Below are 16,167 nucleotides of genomic sequence, written 5' to 3'. Positions count from 1 at the left end.
TAATATGCACAACTTTTTAAACATCAATATATTATCTTTTTAATTCCGCCAACGGGTATGATATGCTTCAATTGTTTTATGGCATTGTACGAATACGCCAAAGGAAATCGAATTAGTTTCTCATGGTCAACTAAAAAAAGATGGAATCACATGGTTTGTTGGAATTGCAAACAATCTTTTAGCCAAAATCAGTAAACACAGATGGTGAACAGCATATTTTTTACGCAAAAATGGAGATTTATCGGCTGTGGATGAATCTTTTAGAATCCTATGCCACGATTTTACATAGATTATAAGTACCTTTGCAGCAGTATTTAATCTTTAAAAGTAATTACTATGGCATCAAATATCTTTGGACGATACATTTGGCTCATTGATACCCTCAGGCGACACAAACGCTTGACTTTTGAGGAGATCAATAATCTTTGGATAGAAAGCTGTTTGAGTTATGGCGAAGGAGATGAACTCCCATTGAGAACATTCCATAATTACCGCAAGGCAATCAAGGATATCTTTGATGTCTATATAGAGTGTGATGTCAAAGGTGGTTATAAATACTATATCGATGAACCGGAAAGATTGGAGGGAGATAGCCTTCGGAGTTGGCTAATCGACTCATACGCTACGCTCAATCAAATACAAGCCGATAAAAAATTAGAAGGACGTATCATTTTTGAAAATGTTCCATCTGGCAACATCTGGCTGACTACATTCGCTCAGGCTATGCGTAATGGATATGTGGTTGAAATCACTCATCAAGGATTCGGAAAGGATTACTAAAATAAATTCGAGATTGAACCATACTATCTTCGCATATTCAAGCAGAGATGGTATGTTATAGGTCGAAATCCATATTATGTCTGGAAGAAAACAGAAGCAGAAAAAAGAGGAAAGACTTACGACAGACCTATATATCGAGTATATGGATTAGATAGAATATCTAACGTAACTGTTACTCAAAAGAAGTTCGAGATTGATAAGGATTTCTCTATCGAGGATTACTATGATGGTTGTTGTGGCATCATTCCCAATACAAATGAGGATATAGAGCATATTATAGTGCGAGCATATTGGAATGCCCCTGATTACCTCCGTTCCCTTCCATTGCATTCATCACAGCAAGAAATTAGCAGCGATGAAGAATCTACTCTTTTCTCTTTCGATGTGCGACCCACTTATGATTTCTTGCAAATGCTTTTAGCGCAAGCAGACCAAATCGAAGTTATTGAACCTGTATCCGTTCGTAATGAAATGAAGCGATTCGCAGAAAATATGTTGACATACTATAAAATACAGTCACATGAATAATCTGAATTTTATAGCGATTAACTTCGAAACCGCTTCACCTAAACGAGCTTCCATTTGCGAAGTTGGTATTTGTGTTGTTCGTAATGGTGAGGTAGTAGAAACACGTTCATGGTTGGTTCAGCCAGAGGATGATGCTTATTCATATTGGAATATCAAATGTCATGGCATTCAGCCCGAAGATACAGAAACCTCGCCTTATTTCCCCGAAGTCTGGGAAGAGATTGAGCGTTTGTACCTCGATGAGTTTAATACCTTTGTAGCACACAATGCTCCATTCGACCGCAGTTGCCTTGAACGCTCAGCCGAACTCTACCATATACATCTTCCAGATTTACAATGGCAATTTTCTCTTAAAACAGCCCGACAAGTTTATGATTTTGGATGCAATACCCTTGGTTACCTCTGCGATCAACTCAACATCCCTGAAGGTACACATCACCGCGCTGGTGATGATGCAGAGATGTGTGCAAGGCTGTTTCTTAGAGAGGTGGAAGATAGTGTATTATACGAATAACATTTTCATAATGTCAAATAATTTAAACTATGTCTACAAACAAGCATAATAACAACGAATTATTATCAATTTCATCCATAATAGGTGATTCATTCTTTATACCCAGCTACCAACGTGGCTACAGATGGACTAGAAGTCAAGTGGAAGATTTATTGGAAGATATACATGATTTCTTATGTAATAAATGTATTGATGATTTTTACTGTCTACAACCATTAGTGGTAAGAAGCGTAGGTAATGATAATAGTGTCCAATATAGAATTGTAGATGGACAACAACGTTTGACTACAATCTGGCTTATTATGCTATGTCTGAATAAAAAGACACCGTTTAAATTGGAATACGAACGCCCTGCTTGTTTGGATCAAATAGAAAAATATTGTCTTAACGGGGATTACTGCGAAGATATTTCAAACCACAAGAAATGGAACCAATATGTAGAGAGAAAATGGGATAAATTTGAATTAGCCAAAAAGAATGTAGAACTTTTTCATTTATTCGCTGCGAAATTATTTATATTAAATTGGTTTAATGCAAAACAACAGTTTCCTTCTGATTTCATAGACTCTCTTCGTTTTATATGGCATAATGTTGAGAAAGACCGAGAACTTGACACTTTTAAGAATCTAAATAGCGGGAAAATACCTTTGACGAATTCTGAGTTGATCAAAGCAATATTTTTGGGCTCTTATGGTTCTGTTAACACAGAAGGCAAACTTAGACAAAGCCTGTTAGCGGAAGAATTTGATGCCGTTGAACGACGACTCCGCGAGGATGACTTTTGGGCATTTCTTAATTCTATTCCAAAGCCAACCTCATGCATTGGATTCATTTTTGAATTAATGCAGACTCTAAGCGGCAATAATCGGCATAATGAAGACAAATATCGCACGTATTTTTATTTCAAGGATAAAGTTGGTGAAGCGGACACATCAAACAGAATCTCTAAAGCCACAGAAGAATGGAATAGATGTATGCAGATATTCCATTGTTTTGAAGGTTGGTATGCCAATCCTGAAATACACAACCTTATAGGCTACCTAAGAGCTATAGGTAGGGAGATTACCCCTATTTTCAAACAATACGAAACGGCAGGTACGAAGACAGAATTTCTAGATTACCTTAAATTGGAATGTATGCGTTCTATTGGTTGGAATCAAGAAATTGACAATTCGTTTCTTATGAGCTTTAGATATGACAGCAACAAAAAACAGACCAATAGGTTGTTGCTCCTTATCAATATTGCTATGCTTGGAAATCAGAAAACCGGTGAGCAAAACAAAATAAAAGATATTACGAAATTTTCTTTCAAAGACTATCATAATTGCAATTGGCATATTGAGCATATCTCTCCAAACAATGCCGCTTATGCCAGTAGTATGAGTAGTTTTATAGATGAGCCTTTCCCTAAAGTTGGTGACAAGTTAAAAGAAAGCCTAAACTCAGAACAGAAGAAAAATGCAGATCCTTTCATTGCTGTTAATGAAGACTCAATTATGAGTCTTCCTAATCTTACACTACTGAGTAGTCATATTAATGAAAGTATTGGTAGAAAACTCTTTACTGGAAAAAGAAGTGTAGTCATAAAAAAGCAAACAGAGGGATACTATGTACCTCCATGTACAATGATGGTATTCACAAAGAGCTTTACAAGTGCAGAAAAAATTAATGTAGAAAACAAATTTGATTTCTGGAGTGACATTGACAGAAAAGAGTACCTTAAGAGCATTGAAGAGATTCTGACTAACTATTTTGGACAAAAACCAAAAGGAAAGGAAGAATCAGAAAATTACACTTCTTCACAAACATATAATTCACCTTGTTTTATTGATTTTCAATATAATCAAACACCATCAATTCAAGAATATAAGCAAAGTAAATCTTTACCTATAATGACCTATTCAAAGTTAATTGATGCCTATGATTTCATTGTTATTCCGAAGATTCAGCGCGACTATGCACAGGGTCGAAGTAAAAATGAAGATGCCCGTGCTGAAGATGTGCGAACAAACATTCTGAACGATATATTCTCAAATAGACTTGATCATAAAATTGATTTTCAGATTGTTTTTGGTACCGTTGAAGAGCGTCACTCCTCAACAGGAGATTCTCTTATGACCTTCATTCCTATTGATGGCCAACAGCGACTCACAACATTGTTTTTACTCTCACTCTATCGTAATAAACGATGGAATGAGGAAAATTCTCCAAAATTTATTTATGAAACCAGACGAGCAGCCACTGAATTCTGCTATGCTGTGACCATAAACAAATGGATTGGCTTTCCTTCATCAAAACCAAGTGAAGCTATCATCAACTCGGTTTGGTTTATGGATTACTGGCAGCAGGATCCCACTGTTGACAGTATGTTACGAATGTTAGACGTAATTCATACGAGAGTGAAAGTCGAAAAACTTGATTATCCGAATATTGACAATATTGTATTTTCTTTCTTTGATTTGGGCAAACATAATATCAGCGAAAACATTTACTTAAAGATGAATTCGCGAGGTAAACCACTGACATCCTTCGAAAATATCAAGGCTGAAATAGAGAAAAAGATAGTTCACCTTCCTGAAAATTGGAAACGTGATATTGATACAATTTGGATTGATTCATTTTGGGCAAAGTCAAAACCAACACGCCTGCCTGATAATGGAATATTACGCTTTATCGCTAATTTCCTTTTCATAAAATTATGTGAGAAGGGTGGGTTCTCTGAAGACATATATAAAGATAAGATTGAAATTTTTTGGAAGATTAGCGAATTGTCATCTGACCAATATGTTTCTTCAGAAATTTTTGTCGAAGCATTCAATGAAATTGGACTAGATGATTTGTCTGCTTTATTATCATTAAAATCTACATGTGCTTGGAATACGCTGATTGAGCCCGCCTGGCGATGGTCAGATAATGATGGTGAATGGCGGTCTGTATTAGATGGTAGTTATACCAAAAGAGCTGTAATGTATGCTATAATGCTTAACTCCGCAAACTCCAACGATTTACATTATTGGGTTCGCTTTGCATGGAATATGGCTCGCAATACAGTTGATGACTTCAAATCATTTTGCAGTTGCTGCCGATTATTTGAAGAATTGACGAAAAGGCAACAGCAGACACATACAGAACAACATAATATAGGATTGATGGAGTTGCTTTCTATGGATTCTGATGTAAGATTGTTGTCTGATAGTGATCAATATAAAGAAGAATTGGTAAAAGCATCAGTTTATGGCAATGAAGTATTGTTCAAAATCATAACCGAATTGGAAGGTTATGCATTCTTTGAGGGCGCAATACGTCCTTTGTTTCATACTGGAGAGAATGGCCCATGGTTTAACTTCGAAGAAAAAGTATCCAACATTAAAGTTCTCGTACCTAAGTCTGTATCAGAACGTGCAATTATGTGTGACTTGATAGCATATATTCCAGACAATAAGATATGTCAGGTTTTTTATAAAGATTACTTATCTTTTAATGATACCAACTTACGTTCTTTCTTTCTTAGAAAAGAAAACCGCACTTATATAGAACACTATTTATTGAAAGATGAGCAAGTTCACACAAAACTTGCTACTCAACTTATTCAAATTGCTCAAGGCTTTATCAATGACGGAGTTATAGATTACTACATTCGCACCGATTGGGAGAAAGATTTATTGCTTACCAATGCATCCAAAAGGAATGGATGGAAATACCGATTAACATCATTCGTACTCAATGACGACCTATATATACACATAACCGATATCCTCTTAAACGGATTTTCAAATATTACATTCCGATGGGATAATCGCTTTGATGATTCCATTCGTGGTATAGAAATTGGTTTCACATATGAGCATTATTGCTTTTGCTATTATGCTCAAAATAACACAATAGGATTGATGCATTCTAATTGGAGTAAGTTTTTGGGACACAAATCTAAAGAGTTTTACACTCGTATACTGACACAAGAAGACACTCATGAATCTCTGAAAGAAATGTTAGAGTCTATGATTGCCCAAGCCCTCAATCTTCGTAATGATTACATCGAAAAAATAAAGAATATTTTCCATAATCATAATATTTCATATACTTGCTATGGTTGTAACGGCGATGCCGATGTTCCTATCGCAAATGCATGTGTGTATTATAGATGGATAACTATTGCTTTTTATTCCCCAAAAACAAGGATGCTGTATGCAGCAACTGTAAGTTCTGACCTTGAAATTGAAATTGGTTTGAGAAAAGTTCCTGAAGATATAACAAAAAATGAATATATACAAAAAGAGAGTCCGGATTTAGGTTCTATTTATTCTGACAAAAATGCATGGTGGTACAAAGTGTGCAGTTTTCCTGGTTTAACAGAAGATGCTATACAGGAACTTAATAAAGTCCTTTTAATAGCTAAATCGTTATCTTCAGAATAGAAAGTTCCAAAAACTAATAGAATAAGCTTATGGACATTAAATAGAGAAAAAGAGGTCTCTGCTTCATTTTTGCAGAGACCTCAAATAAATGAACTGAACTTTATTGTGAATACTTTGCTGATGAGAGAATTATATTTTTTATAAACCCTTTTTCTTTCTCTGAACATCTGCTATCATGTCCTTAACCTCTTGTCCTACGGTTAAGAAGTTTTTGTACAGGATACGTTCCTTCTCTTCTTTGGACTTGAAAATATAGAATTTAGGGAGTGGATAATTAGCGTAATCCAGTTCCTCTTTCTTGATTTCATCCATGTCAAAGTCTGTTTTGCAGAAAAACTTGCTTGTCTTGAATTCCTCTGCCTCCTGAATGTTCATGTTGTCTCTCATACCAGTCTTGGTCTTCACAAAGTCACGAGCTGTTTGGCCACAGACCCATCCGGTAGCCATATCACTGATTTTTGAAGCTGGCACAAGATTATCCATGTTTTCATTTAAGTTTATGCTTGTCTTGTCTCTATCTATGGTTACACCTTTCTTGAGTTGAACAACTTTCCCAAATATGTCATTTGAAAGCCATTCAAGAGTTTCTTTACTTCGTGCTGAACCTGATACCACGTTACCTACAGTAGTGATAATCTTCTGCATACCAACTTTGCCATAATCGGCTTCCAACTGAGGGAGTTCCTGAAAGCCTAATGCTACAGATACTTTGTTGCTTCGGGCAGTACCAATCAATCGGTCTATCTTATGGAAATAGAGGGTTGGCAACTCATCCACAAGGATACTAACAGGGATATTTTTGCCTTGGCCAGTATTTACACGAGTTACAAGACGATTCAAAATCAAAGCATTCAAAGCTCCGATTATGCTTTCCATTTCTGGATCATTAGCAATCAACAGATAACTTGGGCTCTTTGGATCACTCACTTTCAAGTCGAAATCATCACCGTCTTTGTGGAACACCCAATATGATTCTTTTGTTGCTAATCGACTGGTATATACACGCAATGTACCAATCATACCCTCCAACTGTTCCATCGCTTTGTTCTTCAATGCGGTCTGGAATGGGCCAAGTAACGGAGCTACTTCATTGTCGGTTTCAAGTACTTCAAAGATTGTCTGATAACTTTCATTTAAGAACGATAAGATGTGGGGCATATCGGAATATTTTCCCAACCAATAGGCTGGTTCAACAATTTCTCCCCCTTCTTTATCACGCACAACACCTGTAGGTCGCCAAAACTTGGTATCCTTATCTTGAGCTTTCTCTGCATAGAGTTTTTTGCCATCCTTGTCGTATGGCTCTCGTTCATAGTTCACAAAATAGTAGATACAAGCTGCCAAGAAGTTGACAGCTGATGTTTGAAAGAACTGGTCACTACCGCCACCACCTTCTTTCTTTCCCTTTTGTAGGGATTCAAGTAGGGTTTCAGCGGTTTCACTGGCTGCTGCCAAACTCTGAATGTATTTCTTCTGAATAGGATTCACTCGTCGGCTATATTCTACATCTACAAAGTTGATGATATTGAATTTACAGCCCTTGGGTGTATTGCCTTGTTTCTGATTGATTTTGTAATGATAATATAGCTTCTGTGCTAAAGTAGGGAATTTATAATCATAAACTACCATCGAAAATCCCTTTGCTGAATGCTGACGGATGTATGGTTCAATGATGGAAAATGTCTTACCTGAACCAGGAGTACCAACTACCCAACAACCTCGGAAAGGATTGGTGATGTTCGCCCAACCTTTGCGAAACTTACCTTTATAGTAATAGCGCATAGGGATATTTACCGAGTATTTGTTCTCAATGAGCTTATCGCATTGCTCAAAGCTCTCATTCTCTAAGTTGAAGCGGTCTTTCAGCAAACCCTCTTTCAAGAATTTGCTGATATTGTCTAAGGCTACATGAACCAGTATCGTACCGATGATAGTGAGTATCATGTAGAAGATGACGTTCAGACGGATGCCGTATAGACGACTCGCCATCAGTCCATCACCTTCGTCATGTACCATATTATAAAGAATAACTGAACCGGCAATCAGAAGAACGCCTGATACTAATGGATACAATACTTGGTTACGAGCATTGAACTCCAAATGTTTCTTGTTTCGAGTACCAATGCAGGTAATGCAGACCAACAGAAAAGTAGCCACCTTACTATACACCAAATTGTTGTCGTTGTAGATGAGCCATCTTTTCATTCGGTCATGAATATCTATTATTATGCCGTTCCATTGGTCAAGAACCGCAGGATCGATGGCGTACATAAAGAACTCAAGTACGAGTGATACGTAGATGAGCGATCTGAATATCTTATAGGCGGTCTGTAACTCTTTGCTTTCTTCCATTGCCATAATAATCGTGTTATGTTTATATTACTCTGTTACTGCTTTGATGTACCATTTACCATTGCGCTCCCTAACCTCAGTGCCATAATTTAGATTAGTATCAGCTAAGAAGTCTCCAATCTTTTTCAGTTTCTGTTCGCCGATGCCATTGATGCTGGCAATCTGCATCTTTGTGTGGCTAATAAGTTCGCCGACCTTTACAATGCCTACATTCTGCAATATTTCTACGGTTTTGAGAGATAACCCTGTCTGATAAAGATTGCTTCCCAGTAATCCGTATTCAATCCAACCATCCATTGAGTCATTGTCAGTAATAACAGTTTCTGTAGAATCATTATCCACTGATATTTCATTCTCTGAAACCAACACTGGTGGAAGAATGGTATCCTGTTGTTCTTTCTCCTTCAAGAGTTCACGCAACTCAGCGTTCACAGTCTTCAACTCTTCGATTTGACGAAGGTACGCCTTCTCTCTTGCTTGTTGTTCTTCAATTTGTTTCTCTTGTCGTTCACTCATCTTAGCTACCATATTTTTATATTCAGTATTACAACTATAAATTGTATCAAGCTGATCCTTTAGTTTCAGATTACAATCAATCAGCTTTTGATTATAATCGAGTAAGCTATCCATCGCAGTCTTGTATTCTGCTGACATGACATAGTATTTATTTTCATCTACTTCTACCTTTTTATTGAAGTGGATATTCGACTTGCAGGGCTTATCACAGCAGTTGATAATGCCACCCACTAAGAAGATGGTCGAGAATATCATGGTTGCAATAACGGTAAAGATGACCGTTTCATGTGGATAACAAATAACAGCGGTGATATAGGCTGCCAACAATAGAAACAGGATAAAAATCATCATATTTTTCTTTCTCATTTTTAGTTAGTTGTTTAGTGTTACAATAGGTCTTGCTTTGTGTGCTTGAATCTTAGGTGTTTCCAACATTCCACCGCTTTCAAGAGAATAGAGCCATGCTTTGACGCTGGCTTGTCCCTTAACTTCGGTGGATGTCCAATACCAACATTCATTGGCTTCGTCGGGTAATGGTGTTCCTCCGCAAGCAATGATGTAGGGATTGATGACAGTCTTCATTGAGTATAGTAATCTCATCTGTGCAACGGAAGGGATATAGGCACTTTGTCCATATCGCCATAGCTGAAAGACTTCTTCTGCCAACGGTGAGGAGGTATCTTTGGTACTATAGATGCTGTAGGTATTGGCATTGCCATCTAATGCTGTCACACTGGTAGAAGTACCTTGAATAATTCCTAAACTATCAGCAAAAGACGTTGGACTTACATCTTTCAGGTAAACGGCATAGCCATTTCCTTCAACATCTTCCGACTGATTGATATAGAATACCACAGCAATGGGTTCTTTCTTCTTGGCTTTCACTTCTTCAATGGAGTGCACATTTTCATCGGTACACAGAATATGTCCGACTTTCATGGCTGTATCGGGGAAATCCTTGTGGGCATCACAGGAACTGAGCAGAATACTTATTGCTGCCATCCAACAAGTTGCTATGTTTTTAATTTGATTCTTCATTTCTTTTAGATTTAGTTACCACATGGGAGTTTTACACCGATGACAATTCCGGTACGAAACAAGTCCTGACCCTTAATCAGACAATCGCTCTTTACCTGCCAGTAGAGTTTCCATCCACCTTTCAGTGAAAAATTTTGCTCATAACCGACATGGATTCCACCTAAGAAATCATCTGTATCTGATCCAGCCGAAGCTCCGATACGCAGATTGCCATGACTATTTCTTGTTCGGATCACACAGGGCTTGTAGGCTACACCCAAGCCCCATGTACGGTAGTTCCTCCAAAAGGATTCAGGGCAGATATGACCACATGATTCACATTCTTTCCATTTGATACACCTGTTGGCAAAGTATTCCCAAGCATTATGATACTTGGTTTCATGCTCGTAACTTAAAGTCAGGTCAGCACTGTTTTCATAGAGAAGACCAACGCCTAATGATACATGGTTGTTATTTTGGGCAAAGGTGGTTGTCGCCATACTGATGACTGCAACCAAGGCTAATAGATGCTTCTTCATTACTCTTCCTCCAGTAATACTTTGTTGAAACTATCGGCACACAACACATCTTCATAGTCAATGTTCAGACTGATGGTGCGTCCTGATATCTGCTTTTCACTCATTTCAATAGTCAGAATCTTATCATTCGGAAAGGTAAGTTTCTTCACTACGAGAATATTTCTATAGCCATACTTGAACGACTGGGTCTGTTCCAGTTGCATTTCTGGAGTAAGCTCGATGACCTGATTGTTCGTTGCTTTCGATATTTTCTTATCTGCGAGTTTCAATCGCATCTCATCAATGTCAAAGCGTATGTTGGTTTTGTTCTCTACGCTATAATCAATGAAGAAATAATCACCTACAGCATAGATGTTGTTCAGTCGCATTTCCATGCGATGCTTCTTCGTCTTTACATCACGCCACTTAGCCGGTGATGACCAAATATTACGGGCTATACGATACATATCCTCGGTTGAAAGACTGACAGCTGGGTTATGGTAAGCCGTTTGTTCCATGCGTTGAACGACTTTGTCTGTAACTGCTTCCTGCAAACGAGTTGTGTAAAGCAAGGCGTACTGAGTACGATAGCGTTCGGTTACAATAGTGACAATAGCCAATACTTCTCCATCTTCATGTGCTCCTTCCTTGGGCTTCAATCGGATGGTGTTATTGATAGGTTGATCTCCTGCAATCTTGTCCGTAGAAATATCCACGAAACGGATAGGTTCGGTAGCTGTGATAACTGTAGTTACTTGTTCATTGACCGTGAGACGTTCCATCTCTTCGTAGGTCTGCTGTGCAAAGACTCCATTGATAGAGGCTGCAAATACCGCAATAGCGGTAAACATCTTTCGTATGTTCATTTTTCTTGATTTACTGATTGTTACTTATCTTTTTTCTCACGACCATTCACGAGATACACAAACGAACCGTATTTGAGTTTGACACTGTTTTTCTTGATGGCTTTGCTAATAGCATTACTGGTTCGGGTATAGGCATTCTGTACTGCTTGCATTCCCCATTGGGTAAAACTACTGCCTTGATTGCCGTTGTTCATGGACATATTGCCGTTCATGGCACTGGAAGCAACATCCTTACTGGTTTCTCTAAAAGAACTGCTTGGGACATATAAACCTTCCAAACCATCGGTATCATATACAGATAGGCTTACCTTTACCAATTCATCACCAACCATCAGGCTGTTGATATTTCCTTTTACTCGCTGACTGCCAAAGCCACTCATGATTGCATAGATATAGGATCCTTTCTTCACGATGGTTTCGTTGATTTCCACATCGTCCAATAGGCGAAGTCGAACTCTGGATCCATCCACCGCCTTGATATTCTCATCGATGATGGCTTTTATCAAATGAGGTTCTTTTTCATTCTCGGCTAGCGTATTGAAATAGTCAGATGTCGTTTTCACCTTCTTGACTACAGCTTGTGATTTAGAATCATCATCCAATTCTGATACACCTTTCTGAGTGATTTCTATTTTCCCTTTCAATTGAGTGCCAGTAGCAATGGTGTCTTTGGTTTCTGCCGGAACTTCATTCAGACCTTTTCTTCCTTTCAGTCGCGCTTCTGCCAATGCCTTATTCAGCTCATCCATCACTTCCTGTTCTCGTTGTTTACTTCGGGCCAATCTATCAGCTTCACTCAGGCTTATACTTGAACTGTCATTCATCAGGCCTTTACCTTTTTCGGCACTTTGACGCAATCTTTCTTGCATGAGGCTGGCGTTTTCCATTTCCTCAGTCCTTTGGGCTGCGTCTGCGTCCAGGAATGCGATGTCTTCTTGTGTGTATTTAGAGTCATATTCTTCGGTCTGCTTTTCGTTATCATCTCTTTCTATATTCCCAACGGCTGAGAAGTCCTGGATTCTACCAAAGGATTTCTGCATGTTGTCATACTTGCCACCGATGCCATCATTCGTAATCTGTGCCTTGGGTAAATTCGGGTTCAGATATTCGGTCGTCTGCATGTTGGTTGATGCTTCGGCTAATTTCGTATCAAAGATGTCTATGATAAAGTAGCCACAACCCATCAACAGCGGATAGATGATGGCGGGAAGCACATACTTCGGCTGTTTCCAGTTAATGTTTTTGAGATTCATTGTTACTTGTGTTTGATTTGTTGTTTGTACTTGTTACTTTCTCTCGTTCTGCCTTTTCTTTCAAAAGCTTCTCGTATTTCATTTCCAACTCCTTTATCTTACGGTCTTTACCATGCAGCTTATCCAAGGCTTTTTCCTGTCTTTGGGTAGCTGTGGTTTGTTCTTGCATGCTCGAAGCATTACAAACCATTGCGATACGATAGATATTGAAAGTGAAACAGCAGATGACCATGCCAAATACGATGGCGAGAAACAGGTTTCTGTGTTCATTGGCAAAGCGTTGTAGTGAGGCAGCCGCCTTGTCGATTCTCGTTATTCGTGCAAACTTCTTACCGGTTTCTACCTCTTTTTCATAACGGTCTTTGTACTTAGGGTCATCCTTATCAGGCATCTTTTCCCCGAATATCAATTTCTTCCAGCCCATAGATTAGTAGTTTGCTTTGGTTTTCTGTTCGATATCCTTATTGAGAAGCGTTCTCCAGTTCACAATCAAGAGACCATGAGGGTTGTTGTCCGTTCTTGGCACACGTTTCAACTTACCTGCTGTTACCAGCTCACGGGTCAGAATGTTTGTTCTACGTTCGATACGTTGGCGACCATAGTAAGTGAATTCCATTTTCTTCTCATCAAGATTAATGCTGTCGCAGAAGATGCTGAATACAGCACTCGTACCCATGATGTTGTTGTAAAATCCCTTTTCTTTCAAGGTATTATACTGAGCCAATCCTGTTTCATCTACGAGATACATGGCTTTATTCATCGTATATTTGATATACTTGTCATCTGGTGCAAGTGTGAAGAAGAAATGATGGAACATTTCAATATGACTTCGAGCTTCCACATCAAGTGTTTCTTCCATCGTTGTTCTTTGTACCAGGATAGGCACATTGCTATCCAAAACATAGATCTTTTGTTGGGCATCATTCACCATGGTTTTGGCAGTCCAGATAGATGATACGCTGATGATGATACAGCCCAACAAAAAGAAGCCACAGATGATTGTGACGAGTCTTATCTTATTTTCAAGGTTCTTTATTACCATTGTTTTTGCGTTTAAAATGTTATTTCATGAAGCTACCGATTGCACCAGTAGCTGTTGTTTTTGCCTGTTGAGCTACACCTTCACCAAAGTTTCGAGTAGAGAATGCTGTATCACCTTCAGGAATCATCCATGAAGCTAAGTCAGGAACAAGGTTTAGACATTTCAATGCGACTATACTTGCGGCCATGAGATAACCTGCCGAGAAGAATGAGTTCTTGAGGTATCCGACCATGGATGTTGTGGATTCTGTAATTGCTGTAAGGTTCTCGACCTGAATACTCAAGACAATATCAAATAGCAATAAAACATAGAAACCCACGAAGTAGAGCATAGCACCATAGAAATGCACCGTCAAATAACGTGTTATCCATTTCGCCCATGCGCCTTCCCATTTGGGTAACAGGCTGAACGCCCATTGAATTGGTCCGAATATCGTCAGCATTCCAAGGAGTATCTGTTGTACGTAAATCGTCGCCCACCAGCCTATACGATATACAATCAAGGCTAAAGTCATCACTATTTTATCAAGACAGATGATGGCACCAGAGGTTAATGAGGTAAACCACATTTCACTAGATTCTTCCTCCATCTTTGTTACATGAGGTACTCCAACTTGTTCCATCGTGGCTTCTGTTAAATTAGGATCTTGACTACCTTTGTGGGCTACATCAGCTTTTGCTTGTAGCCCATTATAGATGGTATCTCGTGTATGAATCAACTCCTGGACTTCGGTGAACTTATCACTAATCTGAGTGGCTTCTGCTTCGTAGAGATCATGCGTATAACTACCGATACAGTTGGGAATATAGGATAAGAAGTCCAAGAAGCACCAACTACTATTACTATTGGTAATGCCTGTATCAGCAGGAGGATACCACCAACACATGATGACGCTACGGCCAAAGGTTTGAGCATTTTCATCACATCCAATGGCTCATGCTTGACCATCATCTTGTAAGTTAACTGAACTGCAACTACCAAGGAGAAGAGTGCAGCCAATGCCATACACATCTGGAGAATCCACCAAAAAGGACCTTGTTGACCTGTAAAGGTGGCATCGCAGAGGAATTCATTCGTTTGAAAAATGACATCATCTATCTCTTCTTCAAGGATATTGATACCGAAATCGCTTAGGATATTGTCAGCCATACATTTGTTTTAAAGTTTAGTCAATTGTGTCTTATAGTTCTTCATCGCACGATGGATCTTCTGTTCGCATATAATCAGAAGCATAGAACGAATACCATCTTCATCTACAAATTTGATAGGCATCTTCGTGGTATAACCCAATCCATTTACCTTCGGTATTTTAATGGAATAGGATTTGATGGTTTTTCCTACATACGATTTATAATCAGAAATGCCAATACATTCTGCAACTGTTGCAGCTCTGTAGAGAGTGTTTCCATTCTCTCCTTGGGAAACTTGAATTTCACTAAAGAGAGGATGGTTCACTACTTGTAGTTTTTGTTCATCCATAACTTTTACTTTTAATAGTTATCGAAATTCAGTTCACGAACTCTGTTTTCCTTTTCCATCACAGGAATAATACCGTACTTCTTTAGGAATTCATAGAGGAAGAGACGACCTTTCTGTGTCCACTGAGAGTGCTCACGAGAGGTGTTATTCTCCAATCTTACATGAACGCTTTTCATGTATCCCTTATCCTGATAGCCTGCATAGGGTAGCCACTGACCGTTTACGCAATACTGAATCTTTTTCTCGTGAAGAAACTTGTTGAGTTGTACTGCCGTTGTGCCGTATTCTTTTGCAATTTGAGTGATACAAACGCCTGACGGAGTGGACATGATGTAATCAACGAACGACTGACGAACTTCCAATACACGAATGGTTTTTTTCTGCCCCTCGATAATATCCTTCTGACTTCGTTACGTTCCTCGGCAAACTCACGAGCTTGTTTTTCCTTTTTGAGGTTGGTTGCCAACTCAATCAGGAAGTCTGGTTCATTCAATGCACGCTCGATTGTTTTCTCAGTCAAGTAGGCACCATTCTTACGAATTGATGGCAAGACTTCTGATGTTACCCACTTGCGGAATTTCTTTGCTCCTGGCTTGCGACTATCCAATATAATATCATACAAGCCGTCTTCGTTAATAAAACTCGCAATTTGCTGTCTTCCAAGCCTATCTACGATGGGGTGCTTACTAAGCACATCATCTCCTAAACGTTGCGCAGTCTTTGTTGACACTAAACCTAGTATTTTACAAATGTCTGATAAACTAAACTTCGGCTCTCCATCATTACCTACAATGATTCTCACTTTTCCAAACTCGGGGCTATTGAAAATCTGAAATTGATTTGTTTCTTTCATGTTTGTGTAATTATTTTGTGATTAATATTTTTCC

14 protein-coding genes and 2 pseudogenes are annotated in these 16,167 nt (G+C 38.6%); 4 read left to right on the top strand and 12 right to left on the bottom strand.

Annotation, left to right across the window (positions count from 1 at the left end; translation table 11 throughout):
* Positions 1-336 precede the first annotated feature (336 nt).
* The 4 genes from JCM15092_RS17950 (at position 337) to JCM15092_RS12240 (ending at position 6,237) form a co-directional block, all read left to right on the top strand.
* Positions 337-780 (top strand): hypothetical protein, encoded by a 444-nt coding sequence (locus JCM15092_RS17950; protein ID WP_369384659.1) that lies wholly within the window; start codon positions 337-339, stop codon positions 778-780.
* A 279-nt stretch (positions 781-1,059) separates the two neighbouring features.
* Positions 1,060-1,308 (top strand): WYL domain-containing protein, encoded by a 249-nt coding sequence (locus tag JCM15092_RS18085; RefSeq protein ID WP_464643314.1) that lies wholly within the window; start codon positions 1,060-1,062, stop codon positions 1,306-1,308.
* A complete protein-coding gene (locus JCM15092_RS12245; protein ID WP_024994921.1) occupies positions 1,301-1,822 on the top strand; it encodes an exonuclease domain-containing protein in 522 nt (173 codons plus the stop codon). The genes JCM15092_RS18085 and JCM15092_RS12245 overlap by 8 nt, the downstream gene beginning before the upstream one ends.
* Before the next feature lie 29 nt (positions 1,823-1,851).
* Complete coding sequence (locus tag JCM15092_RS12240) at positions 1,852-6,237, top strand: GmrSD restriction endonuclease domain-containing protein (protein WP_024994920.1); 4,386 nt, start codon at positions 1,852-1,854, stop codon at positions 6,235-6,237.
* A 138-nt stretch (positions 6,238-6,375) separates the two neighbouring features.
* Here JCM15092_RS12240 and JCM15092_RS12235 read toward each other — a convergent pair whose 3' ends face one another.
* The 12 genes and pseudogenes from JCM15092_RS12235 to JCM15092_RS16680 all read right to left on the bottom strand — a co-directional run bounded on the left by JCM15092_RS12235 (position 6,376) and on the right by JCM15092_RS16680 (position 16,133).
* On the bottom strand, positions 6,376-8,589 hold the full coding sequence (locus JCM15092_RS12235; protein ID WP_024994919.1) for a type IV secretory system conjugative DNA transfer family protein: 2,214 nt from the start codon (positions 8,587-8,589) through the stop codon (positions 6,376-6,378).
* Between the two features lie 27 nt (positions 8,590-8,616).
* Complete coding sequence (locus JCM15092_RS12230) at positions 8,617-9,471, bottom strand: hypothetical protein (protein ID WP_024994918.1); 855 nt, start codon at positions 9,469-9,471, stop codon at positions 8,617-8,619.
* 6 nt (positions 9,472-9,477) lie between these two features.
* Positions 9,478-10,143: a hypothetical protein gene (locus JCM15092_RS12225; protein ID WP_034542000.1), complete on the bottom strand. Its 666-nt coding sequence runs from the start codon at positions 10,141-10,143 to the stop codon at positions 9,478-9,480.
* An 11-nt stretch (positions 10,144-10,154) separates the two neighbouring features.
* Positions 10,155-10,661: a hypothetical protein gene (locus tag JCM15092_RS12220; protein ID WP_024994916.1), complete on the bottom strand. Its 507-nt coding sequence runs from the start codon at positions 10,659-10,661 to the stop codon at positions 10,155-10,157.
* Positions 10,661-11,491, bottom strand: a complete 831-nt coding sequence (gene traN, locus JCM15092_RS12215; RefSeq protein ID WP_439645911.1) for a conjugative transposon protein TraN — start codon at positions 11,489-11,491, stop codon at positions 10,661-10,663. The genes JCM15092_RS12220 and traN overlap by 1 nt, the downstream gene beginning before the upstream one ends.
* A 35-nt stretch (positions 11,492-11,526) precedes the next feature.
* Positions 11,527-12,759: a conjugative transposon protein TraM gene (gene traM, locus JCM15092_RS12210; RefSeq protein ID WP_024994914.1), complete on the bottom strand. Its 1,233-nt coding sequence runs from the start codon at positions 12,757-12,759 to the stop codon at positions 11,527-11,529.
* Between the two features lie 70 nt (positions 12,760-12,829).
* A pseudogene (locus JCM15092_RS12205) lies at positions 12,830-13,183 on the bottom strand (hypothetical protein); the annotation flags it as partial.
* Between the two features lie 3 nt (positions 13,184-13,186).
* Positions 13,187-13,801, bottom strand: a complete 615-nt coding sequence (gene traK / locus JCM15092_RS12200) for a conjugative transposon protein TraK (RefSeq protein WP_024994912.1) — start codon at positions 13,799-13,801, stop codon at positions 13,187-13,189.
* Between the two features lie 19 nt (positions 13,802-13,820).
* Positions 13,821-14,950 (bottom strand): annotated as a pseudogene (locus JCM15092_RS16025) (hypothetical protein).
* Between the two features lie 9 nt (positions 14,951-14,959).
* The gene (locus JCM15092_RS12190; protein ID WP_024994911.1) at positions 14,960-15,280 is read right to left on the bottom strand and encodes a hypothetical protein; all 321 of its coding nucleotides are present in this window, start codon (positions 15,278-15,280) and stop codon (positions 14,960-14,962) included.
* Positions 15,281-15,291: 11 nt separating this feature from the next.
* Positions 15,292-15,609 carry a phage antirepressor KilAC domain-containing protein gene (locus tag JCM15092_RS17645; protein ID WP_235782351.1) on the bottom strand — a complete coding sequence of 106 codons (318 nt, stop codon included), beginning with the start codon at positions 15,607-15,609 and terminating at the stop codon, positions 15,292-15,294.
* Complete coding sequence (locus JCM15092_RS16680; RefSeq protein ID WP_024994910.1) at positions 15,501-16,133, bottom strand: BRO-N domain-containing protein; 633 nt, start codon at positions 16,131-16,133, stop codon at positions 15,501-15,503. The genes JCM15092_RS17645 and JCM15092_RS16680 overlap by 109 nt, the downstream gene beginning before the upstream one ends.
* Positions 16,134-16,167: the final 34 nt, after the last annotated feature.

Origin of the sequence: Phocaeicola paurosaccharolyticus JCM 15092 (genome assembly GCF_000613805.1) — a bacterium.
GTDB classification, from domain to species: Bacteria; Bacteroidota; Bacteroidia; order Bacteroidales; family Bacteroidaceae; genus Phocaeicola; species Phocaeicola paurosaccharolyticus.
Note: the sequence above shows the minus strand (reverse complement) of the source record. Positions and strands in the feature narration are given on the sequence as shown.